Below are 21,996 nucleotides of genomic sequence, written 5' to 3' on the forward strand. Positions count from 1 at the left end.
CTGAATGACTGGCCCGAGATGAATCGTTATCCGCTTTGGAAATACCTCGTGATCCTGGTGGCGCTGACCATCGGCATCCTCTACACCTTGCCGAATTTCTTCGGCGAGGCGCCCGCCGTGCAGGTGTCCTCGGGCAAGGCCACGGTCAAGGTCGACCTGTCGATGCAGAAGCAGGTCGAAGAGATCCTGGCGCAGAACCAGCTGCAGCCTGATGGCGTCTTCTTCGATATTTCCGGCCAGTCCGGGTCGGTCAAGGCACGTTTCCGCACCACCGACGAGCAGCTCAAGGCCAAGGACGTGCTGTCGCGCGCGCTCAACCCCGACGCCGCCGATCCTGCCTATGTGGTCGCGCTGAACCTGCTGTCGGGCTCGCCGCGCTGGCTGACCTCGCTGCACGCACTGCCGATGTACCTGGGCCTGGACCTGCGCGGTGGCGTGCACTTCCTGCTGCAGGTCGACATGAAGGGCGCCGTCGACAAGAAGCTCGACAGCCTGGCCGGCGACGCGCGCACGCTGCTGCGCGACAAGAACATCCGCCACGGCGGCATCGACCGCGACGGCGAACGCCTGACAGTGCGCTTGAACAACGCCGACGAGGCCAACCGCGCCCGTGCCCTGCTGGCCGACAACCTGCGCGAAGTGGCCTTCGCCCTGGACGGCAACAACGTGGTCGGCACCTTCACCGAAGCCGCCCGCAAGGCCGTGCAGGACGCCGCGGTCAAGCAGAACATCACCACCCTGCACAACCGCGTCAACGAACTCGGCGTGGCCGAGCCGGTGATCCAGCAGCAAGGCGCCGACCGCATCGTGGTGCAGTTGCCGGGCGTGCAGGACACCGCCAAGGCCAAGGACATCATCGGCCGCACCGCCACGCTGGAAGCGCGCCTGGTCGACATCGACGCACCGCGCAGCCCGCGCCCGGGCGACCCGATCCCGTTCGGCAGCGAACTGTTCACGCAAGGCAATGGCGCCCCGGTGGTGCTGAAGAAGCAGGTCATCTTCACCGGCGACCGCATCGAAAGCGCTTCGGCAGGCTTCGACCAGAACCAGCAGCCTTCGGTCAACATCAAGCTCGACGCCCAGGGCGGCCGCGTGCTGCGCGACGTCTCGCGCGAGAACCTGAAGAAGCCGATGGCGATCGTGCTGTTCGAAAAGGGCAAGGGTGAAGTGCTGACGGTGGCGACGATCCAGTCCGAACTGGGCTCCAGCTTCCAGATCACCGGCTCCTACTCCACCGAAGCCGCCAACGACCTGGCCCTGCTGCTGCGCGCCGGCTCGCTGGCCGCGCCGATGGAGATCATCGAGGAGCGCACCATCGGCCCGTCGCTGGGTGCCGACAACATCGAGAAGGGTTTTGACTCGGTCGCCTATGGCTTTGCCGCCATCGGCGTGTTCATGATCCTGTACTACATGCTGTTCGGCGTGTTCTCGGTGCTGGCACTGGGCGTGAACCTGCTGCTGCTGATCGCGGTGCTGTCGATGCTGCAGGCTACCCTGACGCTGCCGGGCATCGCCGCTATCGCGCTGGTGCTGGGCATGGCCATCGACGCCAACGTGCTGATCAACGAGCGTATCCGCGAGGAACTGCGCGCCGGGGCATCGCCGCAGATGGCGATCGCGGTCGGCTTCGACCGCGCCTGGGCCACCATCCTGGACTCGAACGTCACCACGCTGATCGCCGGCCTGGCGCTGATGGCGTTGTGTTCGTGCGCGGTGCTGTTCTTTGCCGTGGTGCACTGCCTGGGCATCCTGACCTCGATGTTCTCGGCGGTGTTCTTCAACCGCGGCCTGGTCAACCTCTGGTACGGCCGCAAGAAGAAGCTGCAAAGCGTGGCCATCGGGCAGATCTGGAAGCCGGGCAATGCCTCCGACACGCCGGTCGCCAAGTAAGCGGCCAGGACAGTCGATCAGCAACAACTAGCAGTACAGAACAGGATTCAACATGGAATTCTTCCGCATCCGGCGCGACATTCCGTTCATGAAGCACGCGTTGATCTTCAACGTGATCTCCTTCCTGACGTTTGCCGCGGCCGTATTTTTCCTCTGGCAAAAGGGCCTGCACCTGTCGATCGAATTCACCGGCGGCACGGTGATGGAGGTCAGCTATCAGCAGGCGGCCGACCTGGAAAAGATCCGCGGCCAGGTGGGCAAGCTGGGCTACTCCGATGTGCAGGTGCAGAACTTCGGCACCTCGCGCGACGTGATGATCCGCCTGCCGCTGCAGAAGGGCCCGGACGGCAAGCCCGTGACCTCGGCCCAGCAGAGCGAGCAGGTGATGGGCGCGCTGACCACCGCGTCGCCTGACGTCAAGCTGCAGCGGGTCGAGTTCGTCGGCCCGCAGGTGGGCAAGGAGCTGGCCACCGACGGCCTGCTGGCGCTGCTGTGCGTGATCGTCGGGATCGTGATCTACCTGTCGTTCCGCTTCGAGTGGAAATTCGCGGTGGCGGGCATCATCGCCAACCTGCACGACATTGTGATCATCCTGGGCTTCTTCGCCTACTTCCAGTGGGAATTCTCGCTGTCGGTGCTGGCGGCGGTGCTGGCGGTGCTGGGCTACTCCGTCAACGAATCGGTGGTGATCTTCGACCGGATCCGCGAGAACTTCCGCAAGTTCCGCAAGATGACTACGCATGAAGTCATCGACAACGCGATCACCAGCACGATCTCGCGGACGATCATCACCCACGGCTCGACCCAGATGATGGTGCTGTCGATGTTCTTCTTCGGCGGCCCGACGCTGCACTACTTCGCGCTGGCGCTGACGGTGGGTATCCTGTTTGGTATCTATTCGTCGGTGTTCGTTGCCGCGGCGCTGGCGATGTGGCTGGGCGTGAAGCGGGAAGACCTGGTCAAGGCGGAAAAGAAGGGGGAGTCGACCGACCGGAACGATCCGAACTTCGGTGCGCAGGCCTGACGGTCCGCTGCCCCAATAAAAATGGCGCCCCGCGGGGCGCCATTTTTTATTGGGGCAGAGGCAACCGGATTAAACCGGTTCCGAAAACCGCTCAATCCACGCCGCCAGCCGATCAGCCGCGAACGCCTCGGTGCGCGGCGCTGTCCGGCACAGGATGGTTTCGCCATCACGCGCGAACTGCACCGCGCCGCCAACCTCATCAAGCCACAGCAGGCTCGCCAGCCAGGCCGCGTGATGGGGTGACACCGGCGTACCCACCGGCTGCGCCAGGAACTCGGCCAGCGTGGCCGGCGTGGTCCACACCACCGCATCGCCGTCGCGGCGCACCACGTCGCTGCCCAGCGCATCGGCAATGACCGCGACTGCATCGGCCGCGCCCTTGCCCGCGTTGGCGCTGCGCAGCGCTGCCAGCCGCATGGCCACGGCATGGCCGAAGCTGCCGCTGCGCTCGGACTCGGCGCGCACCAGGTCGGCATAGTCCATGCGCTGCCAGTCGGGGTCGGCATTGCGCGCGCCGGCCAGGTCGACCGCCGCCAGGTAGGTCTCCACCGGCTGGAAACGGCCCGGGCCGATCAGGCTCGCGCACAGCGCATGCAGCATGCCGATGCGGGTGGCCACGGTCTGCGTCTGCAGCACCGCCAGCTTCTCGCGCACCAGCTGGTCGCGCTCCTTGCGCAGTCCGGACAGCTCCAGCGCCTGCTTCAGTTCCATGCGCAGCGCGGTAATGTCCCACGGCTTCTTGATATAGCGATGGATCTGGCCCTGGTTCACCGCCTCGACGGTCTGATCCAGCTCGGAGTAGGCCGTTGTCAGGATACGCACGATATGCGGGTAGCGTTCGCGCGCATAGCGCAGCAGCTCGTTGCCGTATTCGCCAGGCATGCGCTGGTCCGACACCAGCACCGCCAGGCTGTCGGCGTGCGCGTCCAGCAGCGCCTTGCCCTCTTCCACCGAACCGCCGGTCACCACCGGTGCCAGCGCCCCGATCGCGCGCTGGAAATACTTGACGGCGGTTGCTTCGTCATCGACGAACAGAATCGCCGGGGGTGGTGCCTGGGTGGCATTCGGTTCGCTCATCGGTCACTCCTAATCATTCGATTCTTGAAACTTGGAAAGTCCAGCGTCACGGTCGTGCCGGCGCCGGACGCAGATGCGATCCGGATGCCGCCGCCAAAGGACTGCATGACGCGGTTGCAGAAAATCATGCCCAGGCCGCTGCCGCCGGCGCTGGCGTGGGTGGTCACGGGATCGACCAGCAGCCGCCCCATCACCTCGGGCGGGATGCCGGGGCCGTTGTCGCTGATATGGATTTCCTGGTGCGGCTGGGCCACCACCACGAAGCGCAGCGCCGGCGACGGCGTGCCGGCGAGCGCGCGCAGCGCGTTGCTCATCACCGACGACAGCACCAGCGCCACGCAGTTGGGCAGCGTCTGCACCGGGAAATCGCCGTGCATCTCGACCTGCACCCACTGGCGCTGGTCGCCGGAAAACGGGTAGGTATCGAGCAGCGACGCCACCAGCGCACCCGCGCTGACCTCGGCACCGGGCTCGGGCCGCGGGGCCTTGCTGCCGGCACTGTTGCGCACCGACTGCAGGAACGACGACAGCACCGCCAGGCAATACTGCGCGTTGTCGTGCATGGCACTGGCGGCCTGGCCGATCTCGCCCTGGCGCTGCTCGCTGTATTCGCCCGCGACCCGGCTTTCGATACCGCGCGCGAAGTTGGCGATCGCCGCCAGCGGCGTGTTCAGCTCGTGCGCCAGGAAAGCCAGGGTCTCGTCGATCGCCATCAACCGGTGCTGGCGCAGCGCCCGTTCACGGTGGCGCTCGCCGGCCAGGCGCAGCACGTCGCGTACCTGCGCCACGCTCAGCGGCTTCTCCAGGATGCGGAACACCTCGCCGCTGTTGACCGTCTGCAGCAGCATGTCCTTGTCGGCATACGCCGTCACCAGGATGCGCACAATCTGCGGGTAAAGCTGCGCCACTTCGCGCAGCAGTTCGCCGCCATCGCGGCCAGGCATGCGGAAGTCGGTCACCAGGACGGCGATGCGCTGGCCGTCGGTGGCAAGCGTGGCGATCGCGTCCTCGGCACTGGCGGCCAGCAGTACCTCATACTCCGAGCCCACCGCGCGCGCGAAATACTTGCGCGCCATGTCTTCGTCGTCGACGTAAAGCAGGGTCGGCCGCGCTTGCTGCACCTCGGTCATGGCACTCATGAGGGCTTACTCCGCGCGCGGCAGGTCGAAGCTGAACGCGGCCCACTGCCCCAGCTCGCTCTCGGCGAAGAGCTGGCCGCCATGGCGCTCGACCACCGCGTAGCTGATCGAAAGCCCCAGCCCCAGGCCCTGCCCCACGTCGCGCGTGGTGAAGAAGGGCTCGAACACGCGCGCCAGGTTTTCCTCGGCGATGCCGGGGCCATTGTCGCGCACCGTGACATGGAGCCGGCTGTCGGCCCAGCGCACCGTGGTATGGATAGCCGGCGCGGCCGTGCCGGCCTTGCGCATGGCCAGCGCGGCGTTGGAGAACAGGTTGATGAGCACGCCGATGACCGCGGCCTCGTCGCCCAGCACCAGGGTGTCGTCCGGCAGCTCGCGCGTCACCTTGACGCCGCGCAGCTCGTGCGCGGTCAGGCGGATCGACGAGTCCAGCGCCTTCTCGAACAGGAACGGCGTGCCCTCCACCTCGGCGCCCGGCTTGCGGTAGGCGAAGGTCTTCAAGTCCGACACGATATGCTGGATGCGCTGCATGCCCTGCTTGGCATCGACCAGGCATTCGTTCAGCGACTCGCTTTCCTTGGCCTGCGGCTCTTCCATCGCCACCTCGATCGCCATCAGGCAGAAGTTGACCGGGTTGTTGACTTCATGCAGCAGCCCCGCCGCCAGCGTACCGATCGCGGCCATCTTTTCCTGCTGCAGCATCTGGCCCTTGATGTCGACCAGCTTGCGGTTGATGACTTCCAGTTCGGCATTCTTCTCGGCCACTTCCGCCTTCAGGCGGAACAGCATGAAACGCGCGCGCTCGTTGAAGAAGGTATAGACACCGCTGGCCGCCGCCGCGAACAACAGGAACAGCGAGTTGACGATGAACGTCCCCATCGGCTCGATACCCCCGGCATGGAACAGGCACGCCAGCACGTACAGCAGGTAGGAAAGCAAGCCGAAGACCAGGTTCTGCCACAGCCCGAACGGCAGCGCGATGCCCGAGGCAAAGATCGCCAGGTTCAGCCCGACGTAGTAAGGCGACTGCACCCCTTCGGTCTGCGAGATCATCCACGCGATCATGATCTGCGGCAGCAGCAGCCAGGTCAGCGTCAGCCAGGGCGCGAACCGGCGCCCCATGGCGCTGTACAGCATGACCACCACGCCCGCGATCAGCAGCGATACCACCACGCGCGCCACCGCGAACGCCAGCTGCTGCTGCGGATACTGGCCGTAATCGAGCCCGACGCCGAGCAGGACCAGCACGATCGCGGTATAGGCGCCGCCGCGGCTGAACGCCAGGCGGAAGTCGGCCAGCTCGGACTGGTAGCCGGCGTAGAGTTGATTGGTGCTCATGGGGTGGTCCGCCCGGACAGCCTCATTCAATGGTGGCTTCGGCAAAGACGTTGACCCCGGTGGAGTCGACGTAAATTCGGTGCGAATGCGAATTCTCCGGCAGCAGCTGTGCCATGCCGGCATCGTCGCGGTAGATCAGGTACCACTCCAGCAAGTGCTCCATGCCAAACTTCTCGGGATTGTTGGCATGCACGTTGGTGACCAAAACCTGGCCAGCCGGACGCGAACGCGAGGCGAAATACGCCAGCAGCCGCGTGCAGACCTTGTCCGACAGGTAATCGAACAGCCCCGCGCAGTAGACCGCGTCGAACTCCCGCGCACTGATATCGTCGGGCGTGATGCGGCGCTTGAGCAGTTCGTGCACCGACTGGTGCACCATCTCCACCGACACCTTGCGCCCGGCGCCAGAGGCCGCCCGCTCGATCGAGCTGCGCGTGTAGTCCAGCGTCTCTTCGCTGAAGTCCACCAGCTGGAACGACAGCAGCTCGGGATTGGGATATTCCTGCACGAAGCGCTGGATCTCGAAGGCCGGCCCGCAGCCGACGTTGAGAACGCGGAACGGCCGGCCGGCGGCGCGCGCGCGCTCGGCCTGGCGCGTCAGGAAGTCCACCAGCAGGTCGATACGGTTGCGGTGCGCGGTCGCCACTGCCGCCTTCAGGAAGGCAGTGTTGACGATCTGGAAGTACGTGGTCGGACCTTGCTGCGGATCGCTCAGGATCTGGTTGACCATCTCGTAGTCGCCGGCGTAGCCGAGCGGCTTGGTGAAGGTCCGGTACACGAACGGCGCGCGCAGCAGCAGCGGGTGCAACGCGGACTGGGCATAGGTGCGGTGCACCGGCGCGATTTCCGGGTCAACGCGCTCGGCCTCGCCCTCGAGCCAGTCGAGATAGGTCTTGGTCTTGACCATGATCGGCGTGGCCAGCTCGTAGAACACGTCCTCGCGCAGCTTGCCGTCCTTCTTGGGCAGCGATTCGGTCAGGTCGACCTGCTCGACCCAGCGCGAGACTTCGGACAGGAAGGCGCGCATCTCGTTGACCACGATCTGGTAGTCGCGCCGGATATTGAAGCGCGTATCCCAGTCCTGCACGAACAGCTCGGCTTCGCGCGCTACCGATTTAGGCTCGTTGTTCAGGTCGGTCAGCTCGCGCCACTCGTCGATCAGCGTCAGCGATACCACCGCGGTCAGGCCGGTGTTCACCAGGCTCATCACCACGGCCTTGCCCAGATAGGCATTCTTGGCGCCCATGCGGACGCTGAGCTCGCTCAGCACCTCGCTGACCTGCACGATCGAATACGGATTGTAGATTTCCATCACCAGAGACTTTCTCTGGAGATTGATGATCGTGCCCCGCACCTGCTCGCCCTGCGAGTTGCGGAAACTAACTACCGGATCGATTTGCGTTTTGGAATACACGGTATTGCGCCAGGGAAATCCGAGAAACGCTGCGGGCCATACTGCGTGGGCGGGACGGCCGGGTACAGCAGGAGGGGCGAAGGGATCGCGCGGGGAAGGCTACCGGTATCGGGATGTGCAGCGAATGCTCATAGGGATGCGCTATAGCCTGTTGGCGGGCGGCGGCCTCACCCTGTGCGGGAGAGCACCGACAAGCCCGAATCGTCTGGAATTGCCGCGGCCCATTGTACTGTGGCAATTGGGCCGCGTACAACCAAGTGCCTTGTCCGCCCCCTCTTGCGAAGGGGTCGGCTACAGGATACCTAAAACCATGAAAAAAGGCCGGCGATCGCCGGCCTTGTGTCGCTTTACGTGAGCGGCCCGTGGCGGGCCAACCCAAGGCGCGCTTACTCGGCGCGCACGCCTTCCACCTGGATGGCGAGCTTGACTTCGGGCTTGAAGCCCATTTTCACGCCGTAGTCCAGACCGAAATCGGCGCGGTTGAACTCGCCCACGGCGTCAGCGCCGCAGGCTTCGCGCTTGAGCATCGGGTGCTGGATGCACTTGAAATCGCGGATTTCCAGCTTGACCGGCTTGGACACGCCACGCAGCGTCAGCACGCCGTCGACTTCGGTCGGCACGTCGCCCTTGAACTTGCTGAACTTGCCCTTGTAGCTGGCCTCGGGGAAGGCCTGGACGTCGAACATATCGGGGCTCTTGGCATGCTGGTTCATCTTGGCGTTGCCGAAATTGATCGACGCCGGGTCGATCTTGACTTCGACGGTGCCGCTCTTGGCGGCACGGTCCAGCGTGACGGTGCCGCTGGACTTGTCGAACTTGCCGCGCCAGGTCGACAGGCCGCCGAGGTGGTCGGCCTCGAAACTCGGGTAGGTATGGCTCGGATCGAGGTTGTACGTCACGGTATTGGCCGAAGCCACGCCGAAGGCGGCGGTTGCGGAAACGGCCGCGACGGCGGCAACGACGGAACGCAGTTTCATGGGATCTCCCGGCAAAAGCAGGTTTAAACAGGTTAATTGGAACGTTCTTGGTTATTAACGTCCTGGTACGTCAGCGGATTGCCGGCCTTACTGTTTGGCCAGCACGATACGGAACTTGATCTGCACATCGTCGGCCACCACCGACGTGTCCTTCCACTCGCCGTCGCCGATGTTGAACGCGGTGCGCTTGATCGGCAGCGCGCCCTCGAACACCTGGCTGGCGCCTTCCTGGCGGTAGGTGGCCGGCACCACCACATCGACGGTCTTGCCCTTGATGGTCAGCTTGCCGGCGACGTCGTACTTGCCCGGCGTGCCGTTTTTGATGCTGGTGGACTGGAACACGGCCTTGGGGTACTTGGCCGCATCGAACCAGTCCCTGCCCTTCACTTCCTTGGTGGTCTCGGCATCGCCGATCTCGAAGCTGGCGACGTCGATCTCGATCTTGGCCGACGAGGCGGCCAGCTTGGCGGGATCGAAACTGACCTGGGCGTCGAACTTCTTGAACTTGCCTTCCATCGGCACGCCGATCTGGCGCGCCACGGCGGTCACCGAGCTCTTGGCCGCGTCGACCTGGGCCCACGCCAGGTTGGCGGCGATGCCGGCGGCGGCCAGCACGGCTGCCACAGTGGCGTTGACGGCCAGCGAGCCGCGGCGGGAATGGCGATTCATCTTCAATGACTCCTGTCAGGTTCGAGGTTCGGCGCAAGGCGCCGCGGTACGGGAAATGTCAGCGCAGAACGTCAGCGCAGGAAGGGCAGCATCCGGCCCAGCGTGCCGTCGCGGTCGACGAACTGGTGCTTCACCGCCGCCGCCGCATGGACAACGACCACGGCGGCCATCAGATAGTTCAGCCAGACATGCGCAAACTTGAGCACTTCCTTCAGTTCGTCGTTCTTCTCGATCAGCGCCGGCATCTTCCACAGGCCGAGGTAAACCACCGGCACGCCAGCCGCCGAGCTATAGAGATAGCCGCTGATGGGAACGATCACGATCAGCAGGTACAGCAGGTGATGCGCGCCGGCGGCGGCCTTGGCCTGCCACGCCGGCGTGCCGGGCGCGACCGGCGGGGCCGCGTGCGTGGCGCGCCACAGCACGCGCAGCAGCGCCACGGCGAAGATTGTCACACCCAGCCACTTGTGCCACGAATACAGCTTCAGCTTGGTCGGCGTCAGCCCCGGGATGCCGGTCATGTACAGGCCGAGCCCGAACGCGCCGAAGATCGCCAGGGCGACGATCCAGTGCAGCGCGATGGCGGTGGCACCGTAGGCGGCCGGGGCATTGGCGGTAGAACGCATCAGTTTCCTCTCGCCCGCGTCATGGGCATTTCACAAATTTGGGGAAGCACCCTGGTATTGGATCCGCCGGAGCGCTGAAGATTCTCGCATTATTGCGGCGGGAAGTGCGCCCATGCAGGGCAGTCCTTCATTAAGTTATTCAAATGCTTTGAAGCGTCATTCTGCCGCAAGCGCCACAACGCCGCAGGACGTGCAAGCAGTTAGCGCAACCCGGTGCCGCCAAAGCAAAAAAGCCATCCTGGTGGATGGCTTTTTTGCTGCGCCGGCACAGTGGCCGAACGAATGTGACGTCAGATGCGCTCAGCAAGCGATGCCGCCTTGCCGATGTAGCTGCCCGGCGTCATGTCGAGCAGCAGCTTCTTGGCATCGTCCGGGATTGCCAGGCCGTTGATGAAGGTCTGCAACGCCTCGCGCGAGATACCCTTGCCGCGGGTCAGCTCCTTGAGCTGCTCGTACGGGTTGGGCACGCCGAAGCGGCGCATCACGGTCTGCACCGGCTCGGCCAGCACTTCCCAGCAGTTGTCGAGGTCTTCGTTCAGGCGCTCGGGGTTGGTTTCCAGCTTGCCCAGGCCGCGCAGGCAGGCCTCGTAGGCCAGCAGGCTGTAGCCGAAGGCCACGCCGATATTGCGCAGCACGGTCGAATCGGTCAGATCGCGCTGCCAGCGCGACACCGGCAGCTTTTCCGACAGGTGGCGCAGCACCGCGTTGGCCAGGCCGACGTTGCCTTCCGAGTTCTCGAAGTCGATCGGGTTGACCTTGTGCGGCATGGTCGACGAGCCGATTTCGCCGGCCTTGGTCTTCTGCTTGAAGTAGCCCACCGAGATATAGCCCCAGATGTCGCGGTTCAGGTCGAGCAGGATGGTGTTGGCGCGGGCGACCGCGTCGAACAGCTCGGCCATGTAGTCGTGCGGCTCGATCTGGATGGTGTACGGGTTGAAGCTCAGGCCCAGGCGGGTCTCGATGACCTGCTTCGAGAAGGCTTCCCAGTCGAACGCCGGGTAGGCCGACAGGTGCGCGTTGTAGTTGCCGACCGCGCCGTTCATCTTGCCCAGCAGCTCGACCTGCTCGATGCGCTGGATCGCGCGCGCCAGGCGCGCGGCCACGTTGGCCATTTCCTTGCCCAGCGTGGTCGGGCTGGCCGGCTGGCCGTGGGTGCGCGACAGCATCGGCTGGGTGGCATTGAGTTTGGCCAGCTCCACCAGGCGGGCGTGCACGCGCTTGAGCGCCGGCACCATGACACCGTCGCGGGCGCCCTTGAGCATCATGCCGTGCGAGGTGTTGTTGATGTCTTCCGAGGTGCAGGCAAAGTGGATGAACTCGCTGGCCGCTTCCAGTTCGGCATTGCCCTTGACCTGCTCCTTGAGCCAGTACTCGACGGCCTTCACGTCATGGTTGGTGACGGCTTCGATTTCCTTGATGCGGGCGGCATCGGCTTCGGAAAACTTGTCCACCAGCGCCAGCAGCGCGGCTTCGGAGGCGGCGGAGAACTTCGGCATGTCGGGCAGGCCGGTCTGGGCCAGCGCGATCAGCCAGTGCACCTCGACCTTGACGCGGTTGCGCATGAAGGCCGCCTCGGACAGCCATTCGCGCAGCGCGTCGGCCTTGGCGGCGTAGCGGCCATCGATCGGGGAAAGAGCGGTGAGCGGCGAAAGCGAGGAGGTGGTCATGCTGGAAACCGGGGAATGGAAGGAAATAGGGGACGTACGGTGCGCGCCGCGGGGGGCTGGCGCGATATCAGCGTCGGATCGGCGGAAGCGCCGGCAACAAGGGCGAAGCGCCCGATGCGCCGCACCGGCGGGTTCGCCCGCACGCGCTGCACCGGCAGCCGGCGCTGCGCAACGGAGGATTTTACCACCCCTGCCCCGGCTCCGGGGCAGCGGTCAAGTACGCCTGTGGGGCATCGGTGCGCGACCCCGCATTCGTCCGGCACCGCAGGTATACTCGCGCACGCCGTTCCAGTAGCCTGTTATGAAGTGCATCGGGCAGCAGCGCACCCCGGCGCTGCTGCCACGCAGAGAGACGATGCACTTCATAACAAGCTCAAGGGGAGAAACATGAAGCTGTATGCGTCCCATACCAGTCCCTACGCGCGCAAGGTGCGCGTGGTGATGGCGGAAAAGAAGATCGACTACCAACTGGTTGAAGAGGACGTCTGGTCGCCGGAATCGAAGATCGGCCAGTACAACCCCCTCGGCAAGGTGCCGTGCCTGGTGATGGAAGACGGCGGCGCCATCTTCGATTCGCGCGTGATCGTCGAATATGTCGACACGCTGACGCCGGTCGGCCGGATGATCCCGCAAGGCGGGCGCGAGCGGCTGGAAGTGCGCTGCTGGGAAGCGCTGGCCGACGGCCTGCTCGACGCGGCCCTGCTGGCGCGCCTGGAAGTGACGCAGCGCGAGCCGCACGAGCGCAGCGAGCGCTGGGTCAAGCGCCAGCTCGGCAAGATCGACGCGGCGCTGGCCGCCATGGCCAACGGCCTCGCCGACCGCCCCTTCTGCACCGGCACGCACTATTCGCTGGCTGACGTCGCGGTGGGCTGCGCGCTGTCCTATCTGGATTTCCGCTTCCCCGACATCGCCTGGCGCGAGCGCCATCCCAACCTGGCGGCGCTGGAAGAAAAGCTGTCGAAGCGGCAATCGTTCATCGATACCGCGCCGCCGCGCGGCTGAAATCTGCCTGCTCCCATAAAGAACACCCGCGCGCAGCGGGTGTTCTTTATTCAGCCGACAGCGGCACCTACTGGATGATGCCGCCGCCCAGGCACACGTCGCCGTCATACAGCACCGCCGACTGCCCCGGCGTGACGGCCCACTGCGCCTCGGCAAACCCCAGCTGCAGCCTGTCGCCGTCCGCTGCCTGCACGGTGCAAGCGGCATCGCTCTGGCGATAGCGGGTCTTGGCCGCCATCGCCGCGCCCGCGGCCGGCGGCTCGCCGGCTACCCACGACAAATCCGACGCGGTCAGCACCGGTGTCAGCAGCCACGGGTGGTCGTGGCCCTGCACCACGTATAGCGTGTTGTTCGCCATGTCCTTGCGCGCCACGTACCAGGCATCTCCATTGCCGTCGCGGCTGCCGCCGAGACCGATGCCCTTGCGCTGGCCCAGCGTATAGAACGCCAGCCCGATATGCTCGCCCACGACCTTGCCCTCGGGCGTCTTCATCGGGCCCGGCCGCGTCGGCAGGTAGCGGTTCAGGAAATCGCGGAACGGCCGCTCGCCGATAAAGCAGATACCGGTCGAGTCCTTCTTCTTCGCGTTCGGCAGGCCGATCTCGGCGGCGATCTCGCGCACGCGCGTCTTGGGGATCTCGCCCAGCGGGAACAGCGTGCGCGACAGCTGCGCCTGGTTCAGCCGGTGCAGGAAATAGCTTTGGTCCTTGGTGTGGTCGAATGCCTTGAGCAGCTCGAAGCGCCCTGCCGCGTTCTGGCGCACGCGCGCATAGTGGCCGGTGGCGATGGTCTCGGCGCCCAGCGACATCGCATGGTCGAGGAAGGCCTTGAACTTGATCTCGGCATTGCACAGCACGTCCGGATTGGGTGTGCGGCCGGCCGAGTACTCGCGCAGGAAATCTGCAAAGACGCGGTCCTTGTACTCGGCGGCAAAGTTGACCGCCTCGACGTCGACGCCGATCAGGTCGGCCACCGACACCACGTCCAGCCAGTCCTGGCGCGTGGAGCAGTACTCGCTGTCGTCATCGTCTTCCCAGTTCTTCATGAACAGGCCGATGACCTCGTAGCCCTGCTGCTTGAGCAGCCACGCGGTAACCGACGAGTCGACCCCGCCCGACATGCCCACGACCACGCGCTTTCCTTTCGCGCTCACAACTGTGCTCCCATGGACAACACCGAGGGGTGCGTGTACAGCGCATCCAGCGCGAAACGCTTGCCGGCCAGGTAGTCCTCGACGCAGGCCATCACCAGCGGCGAGCGGTGGCGTTCGGGGCAGGCGCGGATCTCGTCGGCGCTCATCCACATCGTGCGCACGATGCCGGTGTCGAGCTGGCGCCCCGCGTCGAGCGAGCCCAGGTCGCCAGTAAACGCAAAGCGCACGTATGTGACATCCGTACCGGTGCGCGAAGACAGCGAGCGGCCCATGTAGCAGCCCACCAACGCGCGCGGCTCGAAAGTGTGGGCGGTTTCTTCCAGGGTTTCGCGGATAACGGCGCGGATCAGGCTCTCGCCCGGATCCAGGTGGCCGGCGGGCTGGTTCAGCCGCAGGCCTTCCGCGGTTTCCTCTTCGACCAGCAGGAAGCGTCCGCCGCGCTCGATCACGGCGGCAACGGTCACGCTGGCATTCCAATCACGTGGCATGATGCTCAATTTTTAGGCAATCTCGCATTTTACCGGTTGCCGGGGCATCGTGCAGCGCCATGGGCCTGCCGGCCAGCCGGCCATGCAAAACTGTTCGGAACTGTCCGGAAATTCCGCTCCCGCACTGCAGCAAAAACCGACCGCGCGGTCACACCATAGTGCGTCAGATTGCTGTAAGCTGCGAAAAAATTGTGCGCTGCGGCCAAGCCGGCGCGGCGAACAACGGGCCAGACGTCGGTCCGACAACCAGATTACGACGCCAGCTAAAGGAGAAATCGACGATGTACATCGGCATCCCGCAGGAGACGCGGGCAGGCGAAACTCGCGTCGCCGCCACCCCCGAGACGGTTAAGAAGTACGTCACCCAGGGCCACAAGGTGGTCGTCCAGTCCGGCGCCGGCGTTCGCGCCAGCCAGCCTGACGGGGCGTATGAGGCGGTCGGCGCCACCATCGGCACTGCCGCCGAAGCGCTCGGAGCACAGCTGGTGCTCAAGGTGCGCGCGCCGGACGACGCGGAGCTGGCGCAGATGAAGCCGGGGACCGTACTGGTGGGCATGCTCAATCCCTTCGATGCCGAGAACAACGCACGCATGGCTGCGGCCAGCGTGACCGCCTTCGCGCTCGAGGCCGCGCCGCGCACCACGCGCGCGCAGAGCATGGACGTGCTGTCGTCGCAGGCCAACATTGCCGGCTACAAGGCCGTGCTGGTGGCCGCGCACCACTACCAGCGCTTCATGCCGATGCTGATGACCGCCGCCGGCACCGTCAAGGCCGCGCGCGTGCTGATCCTGGGCGCCGGCGTCGCCGGCCTGCAGGCGATCGCCACCGCCAAGCGCCTGGGCGCGGTGATCGAGGCGTCCGACGTGCGCCCCGCGGTCAAGGAGCAGATCGAATCGCTCGGCGGCAAGTTCCTCGACGTGCCGTTCCTGACCGACGAAGAGCGCGAGATCGCGCAAGGCGTGGGCGGCTATGCGCGCCCGATGCCGCCGGACTGGATGAAGCGCCAGGCCGAGCTGGTCCACCAGCGCGCGATCCAGGCCGACATCGTCATCACCACTGCGCTGATCCCGGGCCGCAAGGCGCCGGTGCTGCTGCAGGAAGCGACCGTGCAGCAGATGAAGCCGGGCTCGGTGGTGGTCGACCTGGCCGCCGCCCAGGGCGGCAACTGCCCGCTGACGGTGGCGGATGAAGTCGTCGAGCGCAACGGCGTCATCATCATTGGCCACACCAACCTGGCCAGCATGGTGGCGGCCGACGCCTCGGCGCTCTATGCCCGCAACGTGCTGGATTTCCTCAAGCTGATCGTCGACAAGGATGGCCAGTTCACGCTCAACCTCGAAGACGACATCGTCGCCGCATGCCTGATGTGCCGGGACGGCCAGGTCGTGCGCGAGGCGGCGTAATACCCCGTGGGCGCCCCGCGCGCCCGCTAGCTTTCGCATCAATATAAGGACGTATCACCCATGCAACGCATCATGCTCCGCGCCAAGCTCCACCGCGTCACCGTGACGCAGGCGGACCTCAACTACGAGGGTTCGTGCGGCATCGACCAGGACCTGCTGGACGCTGCCGACATGAAGGAGTTCGAGAAGATCGAGCTGTACAACGTCAACAACGGCGAGCGCTTCTCTACCTACATCATCAAGGGCGAGCGCGGCAGCGGCGAGATCTCGCTGAACGGCGCCGCGGCCCGCCGCGCGCACCTGGGCGACCAGCTGATCATCTGCACCTACGCGCCGATGAGCGACGAAGAGATCGCCACGTACAAGCCCAAGATCATCCTGGTCAACGAGAAGAACGGGATCAAGGAAATCAAGAAGGTTTGAGGTCTTGCTCCCCTCTCCCGCTTGCGGGAGAGGGGCCGGGGGAGAGGGCAGGCGGTGGCAATATCGACGGCTTGCACTTCGTCGACACACTTGCCCTCTCCCCAACCCTCTCCCGCAAGCGGGAGAGGGAGCATGCAATCGGTCATTCAGAGCCACTGATCGTTTGGTGCGCCGTAGTACAGCAATAAGAATCCAGTAAAAAACACGCTGCATCCCGGTTTCAAAGCAACGGAGGAGAAGTCGATGGAGATGGTGAACCACACGGTGATCAACCTGATCATCTTCGTGCTGGCAATCTACGTGGGCTACCACGTGGTCTGGACGGTCACGCCAGCCCTGCATACGCCGCTGATGGCGGTAACCAACGCGATCTCGGCCATCATCATCGTCGGCGCGATGCTGGCCGCGGGCCTGACCGAAGGCGCCACGGGCCGCATCATGGGCACGCTGGCGGTGGCGCTGGCCGCGGTCAACGTGTTCGGCGGCTTCCTGGTCACCCAGCGCATGCTGGAAATGTTCAAGAAGAAAGAGCCGAAGGCCAAGGCGCCCGAAGCCAAGCAGGCACTGGCCGGGGAGGGCGCGTAATGGCAGTCGGCCTCGTCAGCATGAACCTCGTCACCCTGCTCTACCTGGTGGCCTCGGTCTGCTTCATCCAGGCGCTCAAGGGCCTGTCGCACCCGGCCTCGGCGCGCAAGGGCAATGCCTTCGGCATGATCGGCATGGCCATCGCGGCGGTCACCACGCTGGTCCTGATCATCAAGCTCAAGAATGAATTCCTGGCAGCCGGCACGGCGCAGTCGTCGGTGGGCTCCGGCCTGGCGCTGATCTTTGGCGCGCTGGTGGTCGGCGGCGGCATCGGCGCCTATGTGGCGCGCAAGGTGCAGATGACCAAGATGCCCGAACTGGTCGCGGCGATGCACTCGCTGATCGGTCTTGCGGCGGTGTTCATCGCGGTGGCCGCGGTAGCCGAGCCGGCCGCGTTCGGCATCACGCCGGCAGGCTCGCACCTGATTCCGCTGGGCAACCGGATCGAGCTGTTCATCGGCTGCTTCGTCGGCGCCATCACCTTCTCGGGCTCGGTGATCGCCTTCGGCAAGCTGGCCGGACGCTACAAGTTCCGCCTGTTCCAGGGCGCGCCGGTGGTGTTTGCCGGCCAGCACTGGCTGAACCTGCTGCTGGCGGTGGCGATGGTCGGCTTCGGCGTGATCTTCTTCATGTCGCAGGACTGGCTGCCGTTCCTGATCATGCTCGCCATCGCCTTCGTGCTGGGCGTGCTGATCATCATCCCGATCGGCGGCGCCGACATGCCGGTGGTGGTGTCGATGCTGAACTCGTATTCGGGCTGGGCGGCGGCGGGCATTGGCTTCTCGCTGAACAACCCGATGCTGATCATCGCCGGCTCGCTGGTGGGGTCAAGCGGTGCGATCCTCTCGTACATCATGTGCCGCGCGATGAACCGCTCGTTCTTCAACGTGATCCTGGGCGGCTTTGGCGGCGATGCATCGGCTGGCGCGGCCGCCGGCGCGCAGGCGCAGCGCAACGTGAAGTCCGGCTCGGCTGACGATGCCGCCTTCCTGATGGGCAACGCCGAGACCGTGATCATCGTGCCGGGCTATGGCCTGGCCGTGGCACGCGCGCAGCACGCCCTGAAGGAACTGACCGAGAAGCTGGCCGAGAAGGGCGTGACCGTGAAGTACGCGATCCACCCGGTGGCCGGCCGCATGCCGGGCCACATGAACGTGCTGCTGGCCGAGGCCGAGGTGCCGTACGACCAGGTCTTCGAGATGGAAGACATCAACAGCGAGTTCGGCCAGGCCGACGTGGTGCTGGTGCTGGGCGCCAACGATGTGGTCAACCCGGCGGCCAAGACCGATCCCAAGTCGCCGATCGCCGGGATGCCGATCCTGGAGGCGTACAAGGCCAAGACCATCATCGTCAACAAGCGCTCGATGGCAGCCGGCTATGCCGGCCTGGACAACGAGCTGTTCTACATGGACAAGACCATGATGGTGTTCGGCGACGCCAAGAAGGTGGTCGAGGACATGTTCAAGGCGGTCGACTAAGACTGCCGTGCCCCCAGGCGACCGGGGCTTCCCGGCCGCCTGCGGCGCCGTGCCTTGCAAGGCAGCCACGGCGCGCTATACTGGCCTGCGAATGCGCACGCCGGCTTGCCGAATGCGCCGAACCCCTGCCCGCCGGCCCCGACGCCAACGCATCATGACCTTCAACCCGCATGACCGGAACCTGTCGGTCTTCCATCACCCGGTCCTGACCGTCCTGGTCGACGACAGCAAATCGTTCATCGACAGCCTGGCATTCCAGATGGATGCCTCGCGCGCGGTCATCACCTTCACCGACCCGCGTGAAGCGCTGCAATGGATCCGCGAGGCCTATGCCACCCGCTTCCCCGGCTTCCTGCCGGTGCGGGTCACGCATGACGACCTGACCTTCCTGACCGAGCGCCGCACCGTCCAGCTCGATATCGACCGGATCTACCGCCAGATCCACGATATCAACCGCTTCCTGCAGCCGGGCGTGATCGTGGTGGACTACTCGATGCCGCAGATGGACGGGCTGGAGTTCTGCCAGGCACTGCAGGACCTGCCGTGCAAGACCATCCTGCTGACCGGCACCGCTGACGAAAGCATCGCCGTGCAGGGCTTCAACCACGGGCTGATCGACCGCTACGTCAAGAAGCACGACAGCAATATGGTGGAGCGGCTGGACCAGGAAATCGAGGCCATGCAGCAGGCGTACTTCGCCACGCTGTCGCGCACGCTGCGCGAGCTGCTGACGCGGCATTCGTTCTCGTTCCTGTCCGACCCGGCCATGACCGAGCGGGTGCGCCAGCTCACGGCGCGCTACGGCTTTGTCGAGTACTACCTGTATCCCAACCCGGCCGGCATCTTGCTGTTGACTGCGCAAGGCCACGCCACGCTGATGGTGATCGAGACCCGCGCCGGCCTGATGAGCCAGGTGGAATCGGCCGAAGCCTACGACGCCCCCGCCGCGCTGATCGAAGGCCTGCGCGAGGGCCGCCTGATACCGTTCTTCTGGCCGGGCAACGGCATGTACACGCCCGCCTGCATCGACTGGGAACAATACTGCCTGCCGGCCGAGCGCTGCGAGGGCAACGAAGAGTTCTTCTACGCCCTGTTCGACCTGCCGCGACACCTGCTGCAGGAGCCGGTGGTCAGCCTGCAGGGCTTCCTGGCCGATTTTTCCCGTAATCCCGAGGCGTTGACGGGGCGCAAGCGCCCCTGACCCCGGCCGGGCACTGCCGCCCGGGGCCCAGAGGCGCTCAGTCCGCCTGCGGCGCCCGGTTGGTGCCACGCACCATGTCGAACCGGAACAGGCGGCATTCGATATTGCCGTTGTAGAGCGGCGTGCGGCGCGATTCCTTCAGCCGCAGCCGGCGCGGGAAACCCAGGTCGCCGGTAAAGACCCACGCCTGCCAGCCCGCAAAGTTCTGCTTGAGCGTCGTGGCAAAGGCATTGGCGAACTGGTTGGCGGCGGCCTCTTCCACCTCGTCGCGCGGCATTTCTTCCTCCGGCATGCGGCGCTGCCCGCGCAACGCGATACGCTCGCCGTACGGCGGGTTCATCAGCAGCAGGCCTGGCTCGTCGAACGGCGGCTGGACGAAACGCGCATCGACCTGCTTGGTTCGCACCTCGTCGGGCAGGCCGGCGCGCTGCCAGTTGGCCTGCGTGATCGCCAGCATGTCGGTCGAGATGTCCGATCCCACCACCTGCAGTTCATCCGCCGAGGCCAGCATGCGCGCGCGCTGGGCGTCGTCCTTGAGCTTCTGCCAAGCCTTGCGGTCGACGCCCTTGAGCCATTCGAAGGCAAAGCTGCGGCTGCCGCCCGGAGCGATGCCCAGCGCCACCTGCGCGGCCTCGATCAGGAACGTGCCGCTGCCGCACATCGGGTCATAGAACGGGCGGAAGGTCTGGCCAGGCACCCAGCCGGCCAGGCGCAGGATGCCGGCGGCCAGGTTTTCCTTCAGCGGCGCCTTGCCCTTCTCGGTACGCCAGCCGCGCTTGAACAGGGGTTCGCCGGTGGTGTCCAGGTAGAGCGTGCAGTCGCGCTCGGTCAGATGGGCATAGATGCGCACATCCGGACTGACCGTGTCTACGCTCGGGCGCGCACCCAGCCGATCGCGCATCGCGTCGCAGATGCCGTCCTTCACCCGCAGCGCGGTGAAATTCAGGCTACGCAGCGGCGATTTGTGCGAGGTGATGTCGACGCGCAGCGACTCGTCGGGCGAGAACCACTGCTCCCAGCGCACGCCGCGCGCCAGGTTGTAGATGTCGTCCTCATGGCGGTAGCCGCGCGCGGCCACGCGCAGCAGCACGCGGCTGGCGATGCGCGAATGCAGGTTGACCGCATAGGCGGCGGCCATCTCGCCGGAGAAATTGACCCCGCCCGGCACCTCCTGGTGCACCGTGAATGGCGCCAGCGCGGCCATGCCCGGCCGGGCGGCGATCTCGCGCAGTTCTTCAGCGAGGGCGCTCTCCAGGCCGCGCGGGCAAGGGGCAAAGAAGGCTTGGGTCATGGGTCAGGTTTCCTGCAAACAAAAACGTCCGCCGTAGCGGACGGGGGAGATATCCGATAGCTTAGTTCAAGCGGCGGCGAGCGCGCGCTCGAGGAAGTCGAGCCGGTCCTGGCCCCAGAAGGGCTGGCCGTCGAACACATACCATGGCGCGCCGAACACGCCGGCCGAGATCGCCTCCTGCGTGTTCTGCGCGTAGGCCGCCTGGACCGACTGGGCCTCGCTGGCCTTGAGCAGGCCAGCGCCATCCAGGCCAGCCTCGTCGGCGATCTGCGTCAGCGTGGCGGCATCGGCGATATTGCGTTGCTGCGCCCACACCGCCGCGCCGATCGCGCCAGTCAGCTGCATCGCGCGCGCAGTGCCGTGCGCCAGCTGTGCCGCGATGATCAGCTTGCTGGCCGCGTCGCCGGAGACCGGGAAGAAGGTCGGCTCCAGGTTCAGCGGCAGGGCCAGGTATGCGCTCCAGCGCTTGAGCTCGACCAACCGGTAGGCCTGGCGCTGCGGCGGACGCTGCGCCAGCGGCAGTCCGCCGGAGACGGAGAATACCTTGCCCATGTCGCACGGCTTCAGGTTCACCTGCACGTCGTGGCGCTCGGCAATGGCGGCGAAGCGCGCATGGCCCATGTAGACGAACGGCGATTGCGGCGTCAGGTAGTAGTCAACCAGCTTGCTCATCTCGATCTCGCAATTTGTGGAACGGGTGCCTGGCTCAGAACGGTTTGACAACCACCAGGATCACCACCGCCAGCAGCAGCAGCACCGGCAGCTCGTTGAACCAGCGATAAAACTTGTGCGAGCGCGTGTTGCGCCCGCCTTCGAACTTGCGCAGCAGCACGCCGCAGCCGTGGTGGTAGCCGATCAGCACCAGCACCAGCGCCAGCTTGGCATGCATCCAGCCCTGCCCGGTGCCGCGGCCGATGCCGTAGCCCAGGTACAGCCACAGCCCGAACACCACCGCCGGCACCGCCAGCATGGTCATGAAGCGGAACAGCTTGCGCGCCATCAGCAGCAGGCGCTGGATGCTGGCGGCATCGGTCTCCATCGCCAGGTTGACGAAGATGCGCGGCAGATAGAACAGGCCGGCGAACCACGAAACGACGAAGACGATATGCAGTGCTTTGACCCAGAGCATCGGCGGACAGACGTTGGCTTGC

21 protein-coding genes are annotated in these 21,996 nt (G+C 65.5%); 8 read left to right on the plus strand and 13 right to left on the minus strand.

Annotated features, from left to right (window positions below; translation table 11 throughout):
- Positions 1–18: 18 nt before the first annotated feature.
- Positions 19–1,890, plus strand: coding sequence for a protein translocase subunit SecD (gene secD, locus ACIP1U_RS05700; RefSeq protein WP_400312616.1), 1,872 nt, complete (start codon positions 19–21; stop codon positions 1,888–1,890).
- A gap of 52 nt (positions 1,891–1,942) precedes the next feature.
- Positions 1,943–2,914, plus strand: coding sequence for a protein translocase subunit SecF (gene secF / locus ACIP1U_RS05705; RefSeq protein WP_400312618.1), 972 nt, complete (start codon positions 1,943–1,945; stop codon positions 2,912–2,914).
- A gap of 69 nt (positions 2,915–2,983) precedes the next feature.
- Here secF and ACIP1U_RS05710 read toward each other — a convergent pair whose 3' ends face one another.
- The 8 genes from ACIP1U_RS05710 to purB all read right to left on the minus strand — a co-directional run bounded on the left by ACIP1U_RS05710 (position 2,984) and on the right by purB (position 11,821).
- A complete protein-coding gene (locus ACIP1U_RS05710; RefSeq protein WP_400312620.1) occupies positions 2,984–3,991 on the minus strand; it encodes a response regulator in 1,008 nt (335 codons plus the stop codon).
- On the minus strand, positions 3,988–5,121 hold the full coding sequence (locus ACIP1U_RS05715) for a hybrid sensor histidine kinase/response regulator (RefSeq protein ID WP_400312838.1): 1,134 nt from the start codon (positions 5,119–5,121) through the stop codon (positions 3,988–3,990). The genes ACIP1U_RS05710 and ACIP1U_RS05715 overlap by 4 nt, the downstream gene beginning before the upstream one ends.
- Before the next feature lie 15 nt (positions 5,122–5,136).
- Positions 5,137–6,468, minus strand: a complete 1,332-nt coding sequence (locus ACIP1U_RS05720) for a sensor histidine kinase (RefSeq protein WP_400312622.1) — start codon at positions 6,466–6,468, stop codon at positions 5,137–5,139.
- Between the two features lie 22 nt (positions 6,469–6,490).
- A complete protein-coding gene (locus ACIP1U_RS05725; protein ID WP_400312624.1) occupies positions 6,491–7,882 on the minus strand; it encodes a methyltransferase domain-containing protein in 1,392 nt (463 codons plus the stop codon).
- Positions 7,883–8,268: 386 nt separating this feature from the next.
- Positions 8,269–8,859: a YceI family protein gene (locus tag ACIP1U_RS05730; protein WP_400312626.1), complete on the minus strand. Its 591-nt coding sequence runs from the start codon at positions 8,857–8,859 to the stop codon at positions 8,269–8,271.
- Between the two features lie 87 nt (positions 8,860–8,946).
- Positions 8,947–9,528: a YceI family protein gene (locus ACIP1U_RS05735; RefSeq protein ID WP_400312628.1), complete on the minus strand. Its 582-nt coding sequence runs from the start codon at positions 9,526–9,528 to the stop codon at positions 8,947–8,949.
- Between the two features lie 71 nt (positions 9,529–9,599).
- A complete protein-coding gene (locus tag ACIP1U_RS05740) occupies positions 9,600–10,154 on the minus strand; it encodes a cytochrome b (protein ID WP_400312630.1) in 555 nt (184 codons plus the stop codon).
- Positions 10,155–10,444: 290 nt separating this feature from the next.
- Complete coding sequence (gene purB / locus ACIP1U_RS05745) at positions 10,445–11,821, minus strand: adenylosuccinate lyase (protein WP_400312632.1); 1,377 nt, start codon at positions 11,819–11,821, stop codon at positions 10,445–10,447.
- Between the two features lie 387 nt (positions 11,822–12,208).
- On the opposite strand from purB, the gene ACIP1U_RS05750 reads away from it, so the two are divergent.
- Positions 12,209–12,823: a glutathione S-transferase family protein gene (locus tag ACIP1U_RS05750; RefSeq protein ID WP_400312634.1), complete on the plus strand. Its 615-nt coding sequence runs from the start codon at positions 12,209–12,211 to the stop codon at positions 12,821–12,823.
- Positions 12,824–12,890: 67 nt separating this feature from the next.
- Here ACIP1U_RS05750 and mnmA read toward each other — a convergent pair whose 3' ends face one another.
- The gene (gene mnmA / locus ACIP1U_RS05755) at positions 12,891–13,976 is read right to left on the minus strand and encodes a tRNA 2-thiouridine(34) synthase MnmA (RefSeq protein WP_400312636.1); all 1,086 of its coding nucleotides are present in this window, start codon (positions 13,974–13,976) and stop codon (positions 12,891–12,893) included.
- Positions 13,973–14,464, minus strand: coding sequence for an NUDIX hydrolase (locus tag ACIP1U_RS05760; RefSeq protein WP_400312638.1), 492 nt, complete (start codon positions 14,462–14,464; stop codon positions 13,973–13,975). The genes mnmA and ACIP1U_RS05760 overlap by 4 nt, the downstream gene beginning before the upstream one ends.
- 281 nt (positions 14,465–14,745) lie before the next feature.
- On the opposite strand from ACIP1U_RS05760, the gene ACIP1U_RS05765 reads away from it, so the two are divergent.
- The 5 genes from ACIP1U_RS05765 (at position 14,746) to ACIP1U_RS05785 (ending at position 19,554) form a co-directional block, all read left to right on the plus strand.
- Complete coding sequence (locus tag ACIP1U_RS05765) at positions 14,746–15,867, plus strand: Re/Si-specific NAD(P)(+) transhydrogenase subunit alpha (protein ID WP_400312640.1); 1,122 nt, start codon at positions 14,746–14,748, stop codon at positions 15,865–15,867.
- A 60-nt stretch (positions 15,868–15,927) separates the two neighbouring features.
- On the plus strand, positions 15,928–16,290 hold the full coding sequence (gene panD / locus ACIP1U_RS05770; RefSeq protein WP_400312642.1) for an aspartate 1-decarboxylase: 363 nt from the start codon (positions 15,928–15,930) through the stop codon (positions 16,288–16,290).
- A 243-nt stretch (positions 16,291–16,533) separates the two neighbouring features.
- Complete coding sequence (locus ACIP1U_RS05775) at positions 16,534–16,875, plus strand: NAD(P) transhydrogenase subunit alpha (protein WP_342912638.1); 342 nt, start codon at positions 16,534–16,536, stop codon at positions 16,873–16,875.
- Entirely contained in the window at positions 16,875–18,353 is a 1,479-nt protein-coding gene (locus tag ACIP1U_RS05780) for an NAD(P)(+) transhydrogenase (Re/Si-specific) subunit beta (protein WP_400312644.1), read from the plus strand. The genes ACIP1U_RS05775 and ACIP1U_RS05780 overlap by 1 nt, the downstream gene beginning before the upstream one ends.
- A 154-nt stretch (positions 18,354–18,507) precedes the next feature.
- Complete coding sequence (locus ACIP1U_RS05785) at positions 18,508–19,554, plus strand: two-component system response regulator (RefSeq protein WP_400312646.1); 1,047 nt, start codon at positions 18,508–18,510, stop codon at positions 19,552–19,554.
- 37 nt (positions 19,555–19,591) lie between these two features.
- Here ACIP1U_RS05785 and ACIP1U_RS05790 read toward each other — a convergent pair whose 3' ends face one another.
- The 3 genes from ACIP1U_RS05790 to ACIP1U_RS05800 form a co-directional block, all read right to left on the minus strand.
- Positions 19,592–20,845 (minus strand): class I SAM-dependent RNA methyltransferase, encoded by a 1,254-nt coding sequence (locus tag ACIP1U_RS05790; RefSeq protein ID WP_400312648.1) that lies wholly within the window; start codon positions 20,843–20,845, stop codon positions 19,592–19,594.
- A gap of 66 nt (positions 20,846–20,911) precedes the next feature.
- Entirely contained in the window at positions 20,912–21,517 is a 606-nt protein-coding gene (locus ACIP1U_RS05795) for a 2-hydroxychromene-2-carboxylate isomerase (RefSeq protein WP_400312650.1), read from the minus strand.
- A gap of 34 nt (positions 21,518–21,551) precedes the next feature.
- A complete protein-coding gene (locus ACIP1U_RS05800) occupies positions 21,552–21,974 on the minus strand; it encodes a CopD family protein (protein WP_400312652.1) in 423 nt (140 codons plus the stop codon).
- Positions 21,975–21,996 lie beyond the last annotated feature (22 nt).

It is taken from the genome of Cupriavidus sp. NPDC089707 (assembly GCF_044748965.1).
In the GTDB taxonomy this organism is placed as follows: Bacteria; Pseudomonadota; Gammaproteobacteria; order Burkholderiales; family Burkholderiaceae; genus Cupriavidus.